Source organism: Streptomyces sp. NPDC006365, assembly GCF_042870755.1.
Taxonomy (GTDB): Bacteria; Actinomycetota; Actinomycetes; order Streptomycetales; family Streptomycetaceae; genus Streptomyces; species Streptomyces xiangluensis.
Window position 1 is genome coordinate 343,385 of the sequence record NZ_JBIAHS010000003.1, and the last position, 15,687, is coordinate 359,071.

General features: G+C 70.3%; 15 protein-coding genes and 3 pseudogenes. 10 read left to right on the forward strand and 8 right to left on the reverse strand.

Annotated features, from left to right (window positions below):
* The first annotated feature begins 111 nt into the window (after positions 1-111).
* From ACFYO0_RS10780 to ACFYO0_RS10805, 6 genes and pseudogenes are all read left to right on the forward strand, one after another.
* On the forward strand, positions 112-1,251 hold the full coding sequence (locus ACFYO0_RS10780; RefSeq protein WP_388673395.1) for an FAD-dependent oxidoreductase: 1,140 nt from the start codon (positions 112-114) through the stop codon (positions 1,249-1,251).
* Complete coding sequence (locus tag ACFYO0_RS10785; RefSeq protein WP_388673397.1) at positions 1,248-2,276, forward strand: amidohydrolase family protein; 1,029 nt, start codon at positions 1,248-1,250, stop codon at positions 2,274-2,276. Before ACFYO0_RS10780 ends, ACFYO0_RS10785 begins: the two co-directional genes overlap by 4 nt.
* A gap of 10 nt (positions 2,277-2,286) precedes the next feature.
* Positions 2,287-3,225 (forward strand): VOC family protein, encoded by a 939-nt coding sequence (locus tag ACFYO0_RS10790; protein ID WP_388673399.1) that lies wholly within the window; start codon positions 2,287-2,289, stop codon positions 3,223-3,225.
* 313 nt (positions 3,226-3,538) lie between these two features.
* Positions 3,539-3,667, forward strand: a pseudogene (locus ACFYO0_RS10795) (hydroxylase); the annotation flags it as partial.
* Complete coding sequence (locus ACFYO0_RS10800) at positions 3,664-3,849, forward strand: hypothetical protein (protein WP_388673401.1); 186 nt, start codon at positions 3,664-3,666, stop codon at positions 3,847-3,849. The pseudogene ACFYO0_RS10795 and the gene ACFYO0_RS10800, both read left to right, overlap by 4 nt.
* Positions 3,850-3,860: 11 nt before the next feature.
* Positions 3,861-5,120: an FAD-dependent oxidoreductase gene (locus tag ACFYO0_RS10805; protein ID WP_388673403.1), complete on the forward strand. Its 1,260-nt coding sequence runs from the start codon at positions 3,861-3,863 to the stop codon at positions 5,118-5,120.
* 94 nt (positions 5,121-5,214) lie between these two features.
* On the opposite strand, the gene ACFYO0_RS10810 is transcribed toward ACFYO0_RS10805, so the two are convergent.
* From ACFYO0_RS10810 to ACFYO0_RS10825, 4 genes and pseudogenes are all read right to left on the reverse strand, one after another.
* Positions 5,215-5,538, reverse strand: a complete 324-nt coding sequence (locus ACFYO0_RS10810; RefSeq protein ID WP_388673405.1) for a helix-turn-helix domain-containing protein — start codon at positions 5,536-5,538, stop codon at positions 5,215-5,217.
* Positions 5,480-5,914, reverse strand: a complete 435-nt coding sequence (locus ACFYO0_RS10815) for a beta-galactosidase (RefSeq protein ID WP_388673407.1) — start codon at positions 5,912-5,914, stop codon at positions 5,480-5,482. The genes ACFYO0_RS10810 and ACFYO0_RS10815 overlap by 59 nt, the downstream gene beginning before the upstream one ends.
* Positions 5,895-6,697 (reverse strand): annotated as a pseudogene (locus tag ACFYO0_RS10820) (3-hydroxybutyrate dehydrogenase). Before ACFYO0_RS10820 ends, ACFYO0_RS10815 begins: the two are co-directional and overlap by 20 nt.
* A 75-nt stretch (positions 6,698-6,772) precedes the next feature.
* Complete coding sequence (locus ACFYO0_RS10825) at positions 6,773-7,405, reverse strand: TetR/AcrR family transcriptional regulator (protein ID WP_388673409.1); 633 nt, start codon at positions 7,403-7,405, stop codon at positions 6,773-6,775.
* Positions 7,406-7,499: 94 nt separating this feature from the next.
* Here ACFYO0_RS10825 and ACFYO0_RS10830 point away from each other — a divergent pair, with 94 nt between their 5' ends.
* Entirely contained in the window at positions 7,500-8,462 is a 963-nt protein-coding gene (locus ACFYO0_RS10830) for a zinc-binding dehydrogenase (protein ID WP_388674228.1), read from the forward strand.
* 78 nt (positions 8,463-8,540) lie between these two features.
* Positions 8,541-9,452, forward strand: a pseudogene (locus ACFYO0_RS10835) (IS982 family transposase).
* 69 nt (positions 9,453-9,521) lie between these two features.
* Here the strand turns inward: ACFYO0_RS10835 and ACFYO0_RS10840 are convergent.
* Positions 9,522-9,995 carry an NUDIX domain-containing protein gene (locus ACFYO0_RS10840; RefSeq protein ID WP_388673411.1) on the reverse strand — a complete coding sequence of 158 codons (474 nt, stop codon included), beginning with the start codon at positions 9,993-9,995 and terminating at the stop codon, positions 9,522-9,524.
* Between the two features lie 67 nt (positions 9,996-10,062).
* The gene (gene lnt, locus ACFYO0_RS10845; RefSeq protein WP_388673413.1) at positions 10,063-11,676 is read right to left on the reverse strand and encodes an apolipoprotein N-acyltransferase; all 1,614 of its coding nucleotides are present in this window, start codon (positions 11,674-11,676) and stop codon (positions 10,063-10,065) included.
* A 218-nt stretch (positions 11,677-11,894) separates the two neighbouring features.
* On the opposite strand from lnt, the gene ACFYO0_RS10850 reads away from it, so the two are divergent.
* Entirely contained in the window at positions 11,895-12,968 is a 1,074-nt protein-coding gene (locus ACFYO0_RS10850; RefSeq protein ID WP_388674230.1) for an O-antigen ligase family protein, read from the forward strand.
* Positions 12,969-12,980: 12 nt separating this feature from the next.
* On the opposite strand, the gene ACFYO0_RS10855 is transcribed toward ACFYO0_RS10850, so the two are convergent.
* Together ACFYO0_RS10855 and ACFYO0_RS10860 are read right to left on the reverse strand one after the other, a co-directional pair.
* A complete protein-coding gene (locus ACFYO0_RS10855; RefSeq protein WP_388673415.1) occupies positions 12,981-13,553 on the reverse strand; it encodes a hypothetical protein in 573 nt (190 codons plus the stop codon).
* A gap of 96 nt (positions 13,554-13,649) precedes the next feature.
* Positions 13,650-14,435 (reverse strand): glutamate racemase, encoded by a 786-nt coding sequence (locus ACFYO0_RS10860; protein ID WP_388673417.1) that lies wholly within the window; start codon positions 14,433-14,435, stop codon positions 13,650-13,652.
* Positions 14,436-14,493: 58 nt separating this feature from the next.
* Between ACFYO0_RS10860 and ACFYO0_RS10865 the strand changes: the two genes are divergently transcribed.
* Positions 14,494-15,669 (forward strand): glycosyltransferase, encoded by a 1,176-nt coding sequence (locus ACFYO0_RS10865; protein WP_388673419.1) that lies wholly within the window; start codon positions 14,494-14,496, stop codon positions 15,667-15,669.
* The last annotated feature ends 18 nt before the right edge of the window (positions 15,670-15,687 follow it).

The window sequence follows — 15,687 nt, forward strand, 5'->3', positions numbered from 1 at the left end:
CCCTGGACTGCCGGGCGGGCCGCGCCCGGACGGCTACGCCACCCTCGCCCGCCCGACCCGCAACACCCCCTTGCCGCTCGAAGTCGCGCGGCACCATCTCAGGGAGAACCCATGAACGACACCCGCCCCAGCACCGTCCTCGTCATAGGCGGCGGCGCGTCCGGCAACGCCGCGACCGTGCTGCTGCAGCGGGCGGGCATCGCCGTGGAACTCATCGAGGCCAAGCCCAACTGGAACGTGCTCGGCTCCGGCATCACCCTCCAGGGCAACGCGCTGCGCGTACTGCGCGCAGTGGGCGTATGGGACAAGGTCCGGGAGAGCGGCTACGCCGTCGACGCCGTCGGCCTGGCCGCGCCCGACGGGACCGTGTTCCATGTCCAGCAGGACATCCGCACCGGTGGGGACGACCTGCCCCCGATCTTCGGCATGCAGCGGCCCCGGCTCCAGGAGATTCTGTGTGAGGCCGTTCTCGAGAGCGGCGCGACGATACGTCTTGGCACCACCGCCGAGGAACTGATCCAGGACGCGTCCGGCGTCACCGCCCGGTTCAGCGACGGCACCGAGGGCCGCTACGACCTTGTCATCGCCGCCGACGGCGTCAGCTCCCGCACGCGCGCGATGATCGGCATCAGCGACAAACCCGAACCGACCGGCATGGCCATCTGGCGCGTCCCCGGGCCCCGCCCCGAGGGCGTGGAGCGCATGAACCTGTCCTACGGCGGAACCTGCTACATCGCCGGCTACTGCCCCACCAGCAAGAACACCCTCTACGCCTACCTCGTCGAGGCCAACCGCGACCGCGCCTCCATCGACCCGGCCTCGTACGCGGACGAGATGCGGCGGCTGGCCGCGCCCTACGGGGGTGCGTGGCCGGAGATCGCCGCGAGCATCACCGACCCGGCCGAGGTCAACTACACCTGGTTCGAGCGGCTGCTCGTCGAGGGCTCCTGGCACCGCGGCCGGGTCGTCCTGATCGGTGATGCGGCCCACGTCTGTCCTCCCACGCTCGCCCAGGGCGCGGCCATGTCGCTGGAGGACGCCTCCGTACTGGCCGAGATGCTGAGTGAGGAGCAGGACTGGAGTTCCCTCGACGCCCTGCTGACCGGCTTCTACGAACGCCGGATCGACCGTGTCCGCATGGTGGTCGAAGCATCCGTGCAACTCGGTCAGTGGCAGCTGGACGGCGTCCGCGACGCCGACGCACCCGGTCTGATGGGCCGCACGATGTCCGTCCTGAAGGAGACCCCGTGAACTCCGTGAACCCCGTGAGTTCCCAGAACAGCGCACCCACGATCGACGTCCACGCGCACGTCCTGCTCCCTCAGGTCGAGGAGGCCGTCGCCGGACACCCCGGGCTGGCCGCCGCCCGCGATCTCGACGCCCGCCGCAACGGCCCCGAGGCCATCGCCGTCAGCGGCCCGATGTTCCGGGACCGCTTCCCGAGGCTGACCGACGTCAAGGCCCGGCTCGCCGCGATGGACGCCTCCGGGATCGACGTCCAGCTGGTCTCGCCGTCTCCGTCGCACTACCACTACTGGGCCGACGAGGACCTGGCCCATACAGTGTGGGCTCTGGCCAACGAGGGCACCGCCGAGCACGTCGCCCAGGCCCCGCAGCGGCTGCACGGCCTCGGCCTCGTCCCGCTCCAGCACCCGGGCCTCGCCGTCGAAGCCCTCGAGCACGCCCTCGGCCTGGGCCTGCGCGGTGTCGAGATCTCGAGCCACGCGCCGGGACGCGAACTGTCCGACCCCGCGTACGAACCGTTCTGGACACGGGCCGAGGAAACCGGCGCGATCCTCTTCCTGCACCCCTTCGGCTGCACGCTCGACGAGCGCCTCAACCGGTGGTACCTGTCCAACACCGTCGGCCAACCGACCGAGAACGCCGTCGCCCTGTCCCATCTGATCTTCTCCGGAGTCCTGGACCGGCACCCGGGGTTGCGCATCGTCGCCGCCCACGGCGGCGGCTATCTGCCCACCCACATCGGCCGCTCCGACCACGCCTGGCTCGCCCGCACCGACACCCGCGGCTGCGCGCACCCGCCCAGCAGCTACCTCAAGCGGCTGTACTTCGACTCCCTTGTCCATGACCGGGACGTCCTGCGCGAGCTGATCCGGGTGGCCGGCCCCGACCGGGTGCTGCTCGGCTCAGACTTCCCCTTCGACATGGGCACCGACGACCCGCTCGGTGGTCTGCGCGACGTCACGGACCTGCCCGCCCCCCACTTCCACGCCGTACGCGGCGGCAACGCGGCAGCGCTGCTGCGTCTCACCTGAGGAGCCCGACATGACCAACCGTCTGCTCACCCACCTGCGGCACGTCGACCTGGCCGTGCCGGACTACGACAAGCAGCTCGACTTCTACGCCGGCGTCTGGGGCCTGACCAAGGTCGCCGAGGACTCCGGCATCTCCTTCCTGGCCGCCGAGGGCTCCCCCGAGCAGTACATCGTCCGGCTCCGCAAGGCCGAGGAGAAGCGCCTCGACCTCATCTCCTACGGCGCGGCGAACCCCGCCGACGTGGACACGCTCGCCGAGCAACTCCTCGCGGGTGGAGTGCAGTTGATCTCCCAGCCGGGCAAGGTCGACACCCCCGGCGGCGGCTACGGCTTCCGCTTCTTCGACATCGACGGCCGCACCATCGAGGTCTCGGCCGACGTCGAGGCGCGCCGGCACCGTCGTGTCGAGGAGAAGGAGTCCATCCCCGTCCGTCTCTCGCACGTCGTCCTGAACTCCCCCGACATCAACGCCACCCGCGCCTGGTACGAGCAGCACCTCGACTTCCGACTGTCCGACACGATGAGCATTCCGCACATGGGCGAGGTCATGCACTTCATGCGGATCAGCAACCAGCACCACTCCATGGCCATCGCCAGCGGCCCGCACACCTCCCTGCAACACCTCTCCTTCGAGATGCGCGGCATCGACGAGTACATGCGCGGCTCCGGCCGCGTGATGCGCTCCGGCGCCCGCAAGATCTGGGGCCCCGGGCGGCACATGGCGGGCGACAACACCTTCACGTACTTCCTCGACCCGCACGGCAACACCGTGGAGTACACCACCGAGCTCGAAAAGCTGGACGAGGACACCTGGCACCCGCACATCTACGACCTGACGAAGCCCGAGAACGCCGACCAGTGGGGCACGTCCAACCCGATGAACGAGATGATCGCCAAGGAGATGCACAACGACGTCGACCGCGGCGTCTTCGTCGCTCCGCCGGTCTGACCCCTTGGCCCCGGGGGGCTCGGCGCACTTCCCCCGCCCTGCCATGCCGCCGCGCCCCCGGCCTGTGTCAACCCACCCAGCACCCTAGGACTGCCATGCGCTTCGCCATGTACGAACAGCACGGCCGCAGCCGTCTCGCCACAGTCGAGGACGACGACACCCTCTACCCCTGCCCAGGCACGGGGACGCTGCTCGACCTGATCCAGGCCGGTCCCGAGGCACTGCGCGAGGCGGGCAACGCAAGCCTGGACGTGCCGCGCGGCCCGCACGTCGCCCAGGTGCGACTGCTGCCGCCGCTCCAACCGCCTCGCGGCCGCTCAAGCCCGGCGACACCGTCACCCTCACCGTCGAGGGCATCGGCACCGTCTCCAACACCGTGGTACCCGGGGCCGAGCCGGTGGCCGTCCCTCGCGCCCGTAGGCGCCCGCGAGCGCGCCCGTGAACCGCGCACTGATCATGGCGACACTCAAGATCACCAAGGCCCCGAACCAGGGCTGGGACAGCCCAAAAACCCCTCGACGAGCACGGGCCACGCGCACACCCAGGGCTTCCTGGCCGGGCACCGACCCTGTATGTGAGCAGCCCGCCCTCACCAACTACCAGGTCAACGACGACCAAGGCTGAGGAAATCCACCATGAAGAAGCTTCCCGCCCAGCGCGGCCGCGTCGCCGTCATCGGCGCCGGGCCCGGCGGCATGGCCGCCGCACTCTCCGTCCACCAGGCCGGCCACGAGGTCGTGCTGTTCGAGCGCTACCCGCACGCCAGACCCGCCGGCAACATCCTCAACCTGTGGCCGCCACCCATCAAGGCACTCGGGCTGCTCGGAGTGAACACCGAGGACCTGGGTGCGCCCTGTACGTCCGAGTTCCGCAACGCCCGCGGGCGCCGCCGGGTCCGCGCGGCCCTTCCGGAGCAGGTTGTCCGCGACTACGGCGGTGGCTTTGTCGGCCTGCTGCGCCCCGAGCTGTACGAGCGGCTGCTCGACGCGCTGCCCAAGGGAGTCCTGCGGGTCAACCACACGGTGGAGCGCGTCGAGCAGGACGAGAGCGGTGTTCGACTGCACCTCGCGGACGGACGAGTCCACGAGGCGGACCTCGTGATCGGCGCGGACGGCATCGATTCCCTGGTCCGCCGCACTCTGTGGGGCGACAGCCCCAAGCGCGAGCACAACCTGCACATCTTCGGCGGCTACACCTTCGACGAGAGCGTCGAGACCGAGCCCGGGATGTGCGTCCTCTCCCACACCCGCACCGTACAGGGCAGTTGGACCGCCATCCGCGACAAGGGACGTGACGGCCACCAGTGGTGGATACTCGAGGCGTTCGACGCAAGGCGGGAGTTCTCGGGGGACCTGCACTCGAACGCGACCAGCCTCGGTCAGGCCTTCGCCCGTCCGCTCCCCCAGCTGATCGCCGCGACCGACCCCGCGCACGTTCAGCGCTGGGTGATCCGCGACCGCAAGCCGCTGAAGCAGTGGTCCAAGGGCCGCGCCACTCTCGTCGGCGACGCCGCGCATCCCACCTCCCCGTACGCGGGGTACGGCGCCGGTATGGCCACCGAGGACGGCTATTTCATCGGCCGCCGCCTGGCAGGGGTGGACCTGAGCGACTACGACGCTGTCCGCCACGCACTCGACGCTTTCGAAGCCCCCCGCAAGCCGCACACCGCCCGGCAGTCCCAGCACGCCTACGTCCTCGGGCAGGTCTTCCATCACGCGCCGCGCGCTCTGCAACCGGTCCGGGACGCGATCCTGGACCGCACCCCACTGATGCAGAAGGTGGTCGGTGACTCCACCCCCAGCTCGATCCTCACTCAGCTCAGTGAGATCGACCGGGCCGAAGCCCGCTTCACCGCACTCCTCGGTCTCGGCGAGGCGCACGACACCGCTTCCTGAACCACGTGGCCGGGGCCGCCCCCCGCGGGGCGGTCGTTGTTCACGCCCCGCACAGAACGCCAAGCGTTCATCGGGAACTTCGAGAACACCTCTCCTACACTCCGCGACCGTCGGTCAACGCATCGCCGGGATCCGCTCGGAAGTGGCCGAGCGCGGTCCGGGGTTCGCCGCCGAGGAATCGGCCACCAGCCGGGCAACGGGTACGCCGAGGACCATGGCGATCGGAAACAGTGTGTCCCCCCGTGGGATTGCGTGCGCCCTGCTCCAGATTCGAGAGCGTCTGCTTCGCCAGCCCCGCCTGCCGGGCCAACTCCGCCAGAGACAAGCCCCGTTGCCCTCTTGGGGTGGGGCTGTTTCCGTCAGCGTGCCCATCGCCCGGTCGAGCAGTACGGCCAGGGGAACGGTCCCCCCAGGCCACCCAGCCCGTTGCGGCCGCGTCCAGACAGGCGAGCGCGGTCCCGGTAGACCGGGGAGGACGGGCAGAAGTGCCCCCGGCTCCCGATGCCGTGCCGCAGCCTCTGCCGGTCGGCTGACGGGATCTCGGGGAAGTCCGTGGCAAGCCACGGCGGCGGTGCGGCGTTCGGGGTCGCGAGGTTGACATGGATGCCGTTCGCCCACAGCAGGTCCATGATCTCGTCGAGCCATGAGAAGTCGAACTCGCCGTCGGCCGGCTCCAGCATGGCCCAGGAGAAGACGCCCAGGCTCACGAGCCGAACGCCCGCGGCTCGCATGAGCCGGACGTCCTCCTGCCACACCTCCCTCGGCCAACTCTCGTCAGTGCGCGGTCCAGCCACCGTCGAGGACCAGCGAGGTGCCGGAGACGAAGGACGCGGACGGGCTGCACAGGTACGCGACGGCCTCGGCGACCTCCTCCGGTTCGAGGAGCCGCTTGACGGCGCTGTCCCGCAACATAATCTCGGTCAGCACCTGCTCCTCGGGGATCCCGTGGGCCGCGGCCTGGTCGGCGAGCCACTTCTCGACCAGTGGGGTGCGCACGTAGGCGGGGTTCACACAGTTCGAGGTGACGCCATATGCAGGGCGCCTTCCAGGGCGGCGGTTTTGGAGAGGCCCTCCAGTCCATGTTTTGCCGCTACGTACGCCGACTTGAAGGCGGAGGCGCGTAGCCCATGGACGGACGACACATTGACGATGCGGCCCCACCCCTGACCGTACATGTGGGGCAGTGCCCCGCGGATCAGCCGGAACGGGGCCTCGAGCATCACGGTCAGCACGGTGTGGAAGGTGTCGGGCGGGAACTCCTCGAGTGGGCGGACCAGTTGCAGCCCGGCGTTGTTGACGAGGACGTCGGTGCCCCCGGCGGCGGACTCCGCGGCGTCCAGGTCGGTGAGGTCGAGGACGTGCGGTTCGACGGTGCCGGCGAGGCCCCGGGCCTGGTCGCTGAGCGTTTCCAGGCCCCCGGCCTCCCGATCGACCGCCCGCACCTTGGCCCCGGCCGCGGCGAGCCGCAGTGCGCACGCGCGGCCGATGCCGCCCGCGGCGCCGGTGACGAGGGCGGTACAGCCGCCGAGGTCGAGGGACGGGGCGTGGGGGCCTGCGAGGGCACTGGGCGCGGTCATGCCCCGACAACTAGATGATCTATTCCAAGGGGTTCAGTGGTTCGTGCGTCGAGCGTAAATACCGCTCGCCCACGGTCAGGTGCTGTCCGGTGCTGCGGATGCCAGCCGTGCCGCTGGTGGTAGTGGTGCGTGCTGAGGGCAGGCTTCGAACGCCTGGATCGCCAACCCTGCGAAGCGTCGGGAGGCCCTGACCTGGCTGGCGGTCGATGTGGCGTGGATCCCCTTGTTAGCCATGAGTATGAGAATCAGGTCGTCCAGGACGAAGTCGGACCGCAGGTGCCCCGCCTCCTTGGCTCGCTGAGCCAGTTCGGCGACTGCTTTCACCGTGTACTCACGGCCTGCGGCGACATCCTTCACCTCTGGGTAGGTCGACAGGAAGGCTTCGGTGAATCCCCGATCGCGTGCGTGCAGCTCACAGATCCTCTCGATCACCAGGCACAGGCCACGCCACGGATCAGGATCGGCGCACCCCTCGTCGACAATGGCGCGACATGCATTCAGCTGGTCCGCGAAGGCCTCGGCGACCAGCATCTGCTTGGCCGGGAAGCGACGGTACAAGGTGGCAGGTCCCACCCCGGCACGCCGCGCGACCTCCCGCATCGGCACGTCCAGGCCATCGGTGGAGAACAGCGCTCGGGCCGCGTCGAGGATGCGTTCGCGGTTGTCCAGCGCGTCGGAACGCAACGTATGAGGCAAACGGTCGGTCACCACTCTCACTTTAGCTAAACGGACGGGGGCGTCCATTACCGTCCCAGACGCAGAAGCTCTCGTGCTTGAGCTGTCCGAGAACCTGGAGACCACATTGAAGGCAATCTCGATCCAGACGTTCGGAAGTCCTGACGGTCTGGCTGTTGTCGGCCTGCCGGTACCCGCACCTGCTGCCGGGCAGGTACTGATAGCCACCGAGGCGGTGGGCGTCGGTGGTGTCGACACCGTGATCAGAAGCGGGGCTCTGGCCGCCTACGGCTTCAAGGAGGGCCACATCCCGGGCAGCGAGGTGGCGGGTACCGTGACCGCGGTCGGTGACGGCGTCGACGCGTCGTGGATCGGCGGGCGGGTGTGGGCCTTCACCGGCACCGGCGGAGGCTACGTCGAACAGGCCCTCGCGCCGGTCGAGGAGATCGTTCCCCTGCCCGTGAACCTGTCCGCCGTCGATGCGGTGACACTCGGCAGCTCCGGCGTGGTGGCCCACTTCGGGCTCCGCCACGCCCACTTCGCTCCCGGGGAGACGGTTCTGGTGCGTGGTGCGGCCGGCAGCATCGGGATCATGACAGTGCAACTCGCTGCTCACGGCGCCGCCGCCGCAGTGGCGGTCACCACCTCCTCGGCCGAGCGCGGCGAGCAACTGCGACGCCTCGGCGCGACCCACGTGCTGGACCGCTCCGGCGATGGAGGGGAACCATCTCCCGCGGGTTATGACGTCATCATCGACGTGGTGGCCGGCAAGGACATGCCGTCGTTCTTCGACCGGCTCAACCCGAACGGCCGCATGGTGGCCGTGGGCGCTGTCGCAGGCCAGCCACCGGCGGACTTCGGCACGAAGATCATGGCGGCGTTCCAGAAGTCGATGTCCTTCGCCGCTTTCAGCGCAGCCACCGTCACCGCAGCCGAACGGCGTGCCGTGCGGAGCGAGCAGTTCGCCGCAGCGAGCCGGGGCGAGATCGAAACAGTGGTGCACGAGGTGCTGCCGCTGGACGCAGCCGTGCTGGCGCACCAGAAAATGGACGCGGGCGAGGTCTTCGGCAGGATCGTGCTGACACCGTAGTCGAAGGTATCCCACGCCGGGATTGCCACGTTGCCACGCCCCCTGCTCAGTCGACGCGAGGGAGTCCAATGTCGGTGCGTGAAGACAGAGTTGGACTCCCTCGCGACCGCGCTCTACGTGAAGACCGATGATCTGCTGAAGGGTTCGCCGCAGTTCGGGCCATGACGGCCGGCCGTGGGCATTGCGCCGCAGCTCAGCGACGCCGAGCTGGTGACCCTGGCGATGATGCAGGCCATGCTCGGCTTCACCTCCGAGGCCAGGTGGCTCCGGCACGCCCGCTCCCACCTGCGACAGTTCCCGTACCTGCCCAAGCAACCCGGCTACAACAAGCGGCTGCGAAAGGCCGCCGGTCTGCTGCGGCGCGTCATCCGACTGCTGGCCGCCGACACCTCCGTATGGAGCGACGACGTGTGGATCGTGGACTCCACGCCGGTGGAATGCGGCCGCTCCCGCGAGACCGTCAAACGTTCCGACCTGGCCGGATGGGCCGAGTAGGGCTACTGCGCCAGCCACAGCCGCTTCTTCTGGGGCCTGCGACTGCACCTGGTATGCACCCTCCAGGGCCTGCCCGTCGCCTTCTCCCTGACCGGGGCCAAGGCCGACGAGCGCGAGACCCTGCTGGACCTCCTCGCCGCCGAACCGGAGCTTGTCACCGCGCGGCCCGGCCAGACGCTGATCGGAGACAAGAACTACTTCGGCCGGGGCTTCGAACACGAACTGGCCGAGCAGGACATCCGGCTGCTGCGGCCCGCCCGCAAAGGCGAGCCGGAACGGCCCGAAGCACCCCTGTTCAGGCCGTTGCGACAGGTCATCGAGTCGGTCAACGAGACCTTCAAGGGCCAACTCGATCTCGAACAGCACCGAGGGCGCACACCCGGCGGTGTCATCGCCCGCGTCATGCAGCGCATCCTCGCGCTTACCGCCGCGATCTGGCACAACGACCACACCGGACAGCCCGTCCTACGCTCACTGACCGCCTACGACCACTAACCCCTTGGAATAGATCATCTAGGCAGCAGCCCAGCCCCGACCGATGTGGTCCTCAACCACACTTTGCTCTCAGGTCATGGAGTCGAACCACGTGGGCACGTCGGACAGTGCCTGCTTGATCCGGAACAGTCCGTGCTCGTTCAGCTCCGGCAGGGCGTCGACCGGGAACCAGCCGACCTCCAGCGACTCGTCGTCGTTGACGCGTGCCTCGCCGCCCACGGCACGGCAGCGGAAGGTGATGTCCATGTACTGGCAGAGGTCACCGTTCGCGTAGGTGACCGGCTCAAGGGCCTGCACCAGGACGACCCGCTCGGCGACGCAGCGCACCGCCGTCTCCTCGTAGACCTCCCGTACCGCACAGGCCGCCGGCTGCTCGCCCGGGTCCGGGATGCCGCCGATCACCGACCATGTGCGGGTGTCGGAGCGACGTCCCAAAAGCACTCTCTCCTCGTCGTCGAGGACGATCGCGGTGACTCCGGGGAGCCAGAGCAGTTGCCGGCCGGCGGTGGCCCGGATGGCGGTGATGAAGTCAGGAGTAGCCATGGAGCGACCCTAACGGCCCGGCTCCGGCACACCGGCGAGACCAGGGAGCGTACGACCGGCGTACGGCTTACACGTCACCGGCGCGTCGGGCGCGGACCCCCGCCGTCACAGCCCACCCGAGACCGGCGGCGGCGACCAGCACGAGCGCCAGCTCGGGAAGCTCACCGAGACGCGTGGCGGGAGTCTGCGAGGAGCGCAGCGGCACCTCCTGGACCAGCGAGTCCGCCACGAACATTCCGGTGCGCTGTGTGATCTTCCCGTCGGGCATGATCACAGCGCTGACTCCGCTGGTGACCGGGACGGTGACGGTGCGACTGTGCTCGACGGCGCGTACCCGGGACATGGCGAGCTGTTGGTAGGTCATCTCGCTGCGGTCGAATGTGGCGTTGTTGCTCGGTACGGAGATCATGCGGGCGCCGTCGGTGACCGTGTCGCGCACCGCCCAGTCGAAGGCGGCCTCGTAGCAGGTCGCGAGTCCGACCTTGGTGCCCGCCATGGTGAACACGCCCGGCTCGCTGCCCCGGCTGAAGTTCTGGCGCACCATCGAGGTCCAGTCCTCGTTGATGGCGCCGATGAGCGAGCGCAGAGGGAGGTACTCGCCGAACGGCTGGATCTGCCGCTTGTCGTAGGAGTCGCCGGGCCCCTTGTCCGGGTCCCACAGAATCTGCTCGTTGTAGAGCCTGCCGTCCTTCTCGACGACGCCGCCGACCGAGACGGGCGCGCCGATCGCCTTGACGGCCGCTTCGATCACGGCGTGCGCGTCGGGGTTGCTGAAGGGGTCGATGTCGGAGGAGTTCTCCGGCCACAGCACGAAGTCCGGCTGGGCGACCTTGCCCGCCCTGACCTGCGCGGCCAGGCGCTCGGTCTCCCGGGCGTGGTAGTCGAGCACGGCGCGCCGCTGGGAGTTGAAGTCGAGGCCCGCGCGCGGGACGTTGCCCTGGATGACGGCGACGGTCGCGGTGCCGTCATCCGCCTTGTCGCTGACCAGGGTGCGGGCGGCGAATGCGCCCGCTACGGGGAGTACGAAGCTGAGCAGTGCCGCGGCGGCGGCCCCACGTCGTACGACCCGGGTGCGCCGCGCTTCGACGACCAGACGGACGATCTCGTACAGCCCGAAGCCGCACAGGACGACCGCGAAGCCGAGCACCGGAGTGCCGCCCACCGCCGCGAGCGGCAGAAAGATCCCGTCCGCCTGGCCGAAGGCGATCTTGCCCCAGGGGAAACCCTCGAACGGCACGCGTGCGCGTGCCGCCTCGCCGACGGTCCACAGCGCAGCCGCCCACACCGGCCAGCCGGGCAGTTTCGACACCGCCGCGACGCCGGCGCCGACGAGCGCGACGAAAACCGCCTCGATGACGACGAGGGCCAGCCACGGCCCCGGACCGACCTCCACACCGGTCCACACGAGCAGGGGCAGCAGGAAGCCGAGGCCGAAGAGATAGCCGAGCCGTAGGCCCGCCTTCCAGTTGCGCCCGCGCAGGCACCAGCCGAAGGCCGCGAAGGCCGGCAGGGCGAGCCACCACAGGGTGCGCGGCGGGAAGCTGACGTAGAGGAGCACTCCGGAGAGCGCCGCGACGGCGGCCGGACCGAACCGCTGGGCCAGCCGTGCCCCGCGCGATGCGGGCCGGGCCTGCGGTCCGAGCTGTTCCGGCTGGTCTACGGATGTTGCTGTGGCGGTCACTCGGGGAGTGTACGGCGCGTGACCTGGTCACCGACAGCGCGGTCCGTCCACCCCTGGCCAGGCGGCTCCACCTGACAGCTGCATCGTTCCTGCGCAACTTGTCCACAAAGCGGCGCACCACCCGTTACGGTGTGCCGAAGCCCCTCACGTACGGCCGTATCCGGCCAATCGGTCGGGGTCCGTCATGGGTCGGGGGGCGACGGGTGGGGTCCATGGGAATGGCGTCGGCCGAGCCGGTGCCGGCGTACGGCAGACGTACCGTTTCGGACGTGGCGGGCGTGATAGTGCTCGGGGTCTGCGCGACCTGGTCCGTGATCACCGCGTCGGTGCACGGTGGCCGGCCCGAGGGAGTGCTGCTCGCGGTGCTCGCTGTGGCCGCCGGTTATGCCTCGGGGCGGATGTGCGGGTCGTTCCTGCCGGTCGCCGCCCCTGCCGCGGGTGCGCTGGCCGGTCTTGGCCTCGCGATTGCCGCCCCGAACACGGTACCGGGGCCGCAAGTCATCTCGCCGCTCGGGCAGACCGGCTCCACCGCGGCTCTGCTGACCTTGTCCGCGGGGGCCGCGTGCTGTGCGGCCTGGGCGGCGCGCCCGCCGGCGCTGCGGCTCGGGCTGCGGCTGCTGGCCGCCGGGATCGGGGTGGCCTCGGCCTTCCTGGGCTCGACGGCGGGCTGTGTCGCCTGTGCGGGCGTACTGCTGTTCTCTCTCGCCGCCGACCGCATGCGCCGCGGCCCGGGGCTCGCCGGCCTCGCCCTCACCGCGGGCCTGGTGACCGGCGCGACGTGGGCCGTCGCCGAGAACGTGCTGCCGGACGGCCTGACCTCCTCCTTGGAGGGACAGCTCACCCAGCAGCGCGTCCAGCTGTGGCGCGACGCGCTCGATCTGGCACACCGGGAGCCGGGGCTGGGCGTCGGACCGGGACGGTTCCCGGAGCTGAGCCCGACGATCACGCAGTCGCCGACGACGGACGGCAAGCCGTACTCCGCGCCCTTTCAGCAGGCGGCTGAGCAGGGACTCGTCGGTGCAGTGCTCCTCGCGGCGGTGTTCGGCTGGGTCCTGTACGCGCTGTGGCGCACGCCGCGCCGAACGCCGGTCGCCCTCACCGCGGGTGCCGCGCTCACCGCTCTGGCCGCGATCGCCGCGGTGGGCAACGCGCTGAGCTTCCCTACGGTGACGGCGGGGGCGGGACTGCTCGCGGGGCTCGCCACAGCCCGTCCCCTGGCCGAGGGGCCCGACGTTCCGGGGAGGTCGGTGGACGCGGACGGGCTCACCGGCAGCGGGCGGCTGGGGCCCTGACCTGCGGCGGCGTCAGAGCGCGGTGCGCCGATTCGTCGACGTAGGCGATGTCGTCGACGCCAGGCGGGCCCGGATGACCCGTACGGCCGCCTCGGCGTTGTCCACCGTGATCGTGAACGAATGGCCGTCGCCGAGTCGGAGTACCAAGCCCTCACCACGCCGGACGACTACGGCGGTCCCCTTCTCGGGCCGCCAGCGATAGCCCCAGCCGCCCCAGTGGCGCGGGGTGACCCGGGGCAGGAAGTCCGCGCCGATGATGTGGGACAGGGGAATCCGACGGCGCGGCAGGCCAATGTGACCGCAGCGCACTTCGAGGCACTCCTTGTCGACCTTCACGGCGACATGCACGAACGCGAGTGTGCCGAAGAGGACCAGGAGCCCTCCGGCGATGCAGCCGATCACGGACATGACGAGCGGCACGATGCCCGACGTCCAGGCCGAGTCGACGGCCAGCTCGATCCCCAGGGCCATGCAGCCGGCGCCGCCCAGGGCGAGCAGCCACTGCACGCGGTTGGTCGCGCGGCCGTGCCAGACGTCGGAATGCGGAGTTTCGGCAGCGTCCTTTTCGCCGTGGGGGTGCCTCATGGCCTTGAGACTACTCAGGTTCCGCCGTGCGGGCACCGGGTTGCGGGCAGTTAGTGGTCCGGGTGGACGTCAGGTGTCCGGTTCGTTGCGAGGCGTTCAGCGGGCGGGGCTGACGGCTTGCAGCAGCCTGCCCTCGTCGTACGTCAGCGCGGCCGCGGGCAGGGTTGCCTCCCGTCCGCTGAGCAACACCGTGAGGGTGCCCCGCGCGGGTGCTTCCGGTGCAGGGCGTTCGCCGATGCGGCGCAGCGCCTGGGCGGCCACGGCGCCGGCCGAGCCGTGCAGGACGAGCGGGGCGCCTCCGGGCTGCTGCACGGCCTCGCGGATGCGCTCGGCGACCAGCTCGTAATGGGTGCAGCCCAGGACGACGGCCCTTACCTCGTGAGGGGTGAGCTCCGCGGCGGCGGCGATCGCCCGGTCGACGGCGGCCTCGTCGGCCTGCTCCACCGCGTCGGCGAGTCCCGGACACGGCACTTCGGTGACGGTCACTCCGGCGGCGAACTCCCGGATGAGACCGCGCTGGTATGGGCTACCCGTGGTGGCGGGCGTGGCCCAGATCGCCACAGGTCCGCCACCCGCTGCGGCCGGCTTGATCGCCGGAACCGTGCCGATGACCGGCAGTTCCGGTTCGAGGCGGGCACGCAGGGCGGGCAGGGCGTGCACGGAGGCGGTGTTGCACGCGACGATCAGTGCGTCGGGCCGGTGGGCCGCCGCCGCCTCGGCGACGGCGAGGGCGCGCTCGGTCACGTCCTCGGGAGTACGCGGCCCCCAGGGCATGCTCTCCGGGGCGGAGGACAGAACGACGTCGGCGTCGGGCCGCAGGTGCCGTACCGCGGCGGCTGCCGCGAGCAGTCCGATTCCGGAGTCCATGAGCGCGATCTTCACCCGGTCACCATAGACGATCCGCCTCAACGGCCCCTCGTGGTGGGGCAGACTGCGGCCCGTGAACGCCCTTGTGTGGACCGCCACCGGATCACTGGCCGCCTGGCTGTGGCTGCTGCTGGGACAGGGTTTCTTCTGGCGTACAGATGTGCGGTTGCCGCCTCGCCGGGAGCCGGAGGACTGGCCGTCCGTCTGCGTCGTCGTACCGGCGCGGGACGAAGCCGCCGTACTGCCACGCAGTCTGCCCTCGCTCCTCGCGCAGGACTATCCGGGGCGGGCCGAGGTGTTCCTGGTCGACGACGGGAGTTCGGACGGCACCGGGGAACTGGCCCGCGAGCTTGCCGAGCGGCATGGCGGGCTGCCGCTGACCGTCGGCTCGCCCGGGGAGCCGCCCGCGGGCTGGACGGGCAAGCTCTGGGCCGTACGGCACGGAATCGGCCTGGCACGCGCGCGTACACCCGAATATCTGCTGCTGACGGACGCCGACATCGCCCACGCGCCGGACAGCCTGCGTGAGTTGGTGTCCGCGGCCCGCACCGGAGGATTCGACCTCGTCTCACAGATGGCGCGGCTGCGGGTCGAGAGTGCCTGGGAGCGGCTGGTGGTACCCGCCTTTGTGTACTTCTTCGCGCAGCTGTATCCGTTCCGCCGGATCGCCGTGAAGGGGTCGCGGACAGGCGCCGCGGCGGGCGGCTGCGTCCTGTTGCGCACGGACGCCGCCGAGCGGGCCCGCATCCCTGACGCCATCCGGCACGCGGTCATCGACGACGTGGCGCTGGCGAGGGCGGTGAAGGGCTCCGGTGGGCACATCTGGCTGGGGCTTTCCGAACACGTCGACAGCGTGCGTCCGTATCCGCGACTGCACGATCTGTGGCGGATGGTGTCGCGCAGCGCGTATGCCCAACTGCGGCACAGTCTCCTGCTGCTGGCCGGAACGGTGGCCGGCCTCGCCGTGGTCTACCTGGTACCGCCCGTGGCGCTCGTCGCGGGCCTGGCGGCCGGCAGTTCCGGAGCGGCGGTGGCCGGGGGGCTCGCGTGGCTGCTGATGACGGTGACGTACCTGCCGATGCTCCGGTACTACCGTCAGCCGCTCCTGCTCGCCCCACTGCTCCCGTTCACCGCATTCCTGTACCTCCTGATGACGGTGGATTCCGCAGTGCAGCACCACAGGGGGCGCGGTGCGGCCTGGAAGGGCCGCACCTACGCCCGTCCCGACGCGGCGCCCGAGCAGCGGTGAATGATCACTCCGGGCCAG

What these genes read in the sequence shown, in the direction of transcription:
- ACFYO0_RS10780 (WP_388673395.1), top strand. Translation starts at nt 112, where the DNA reads ATGAACGACACCCGCCCCAGCACCGTCCTCGTCATAGGCGGCGGCGCG.
- ACFYO0_RS10790 (WP_388673399.1), top strand. Translation starts at nt 2,287, where the DNA reads ATGACCAACCGTCTGCTCACCCACCTGCGGCACGTCGACCTGGCCGTG.
- ACFYO0_RS10805 (WP_388673403.1), top strand. Translation starts at nt 3,861, where the DNA reads ATGAAGAAGCTTCCCGCCCAGCGCGGCCGCGTCGCCGTCATCGGCGCC.
- ACFYO0_RS10840 (WP_388673411.1), bottom strand. Translation starts at nt 9,995, where the DNA reads ATGGCTACTCCTGACTTCATCACCGCCATCCGGGCCACCGCCGGCCGG.
- ACFYO0_RS10850 (WP_388674230.1), top strand. Translation starts at nt 11,895, where the DNA reads ATGGCGTCGGCCGAGCCGGTGCCGGCGTACGGCAGACGTACCGTTTCG.
- ACFYO0_RS10855 (WP_388673415.1), bottom strand. Translation starts at nt 13,553, where the DNA reads ATGAGGCACCCCCACGGCGAAAAGGACGCTGCCGAAACTCCGCATTCC.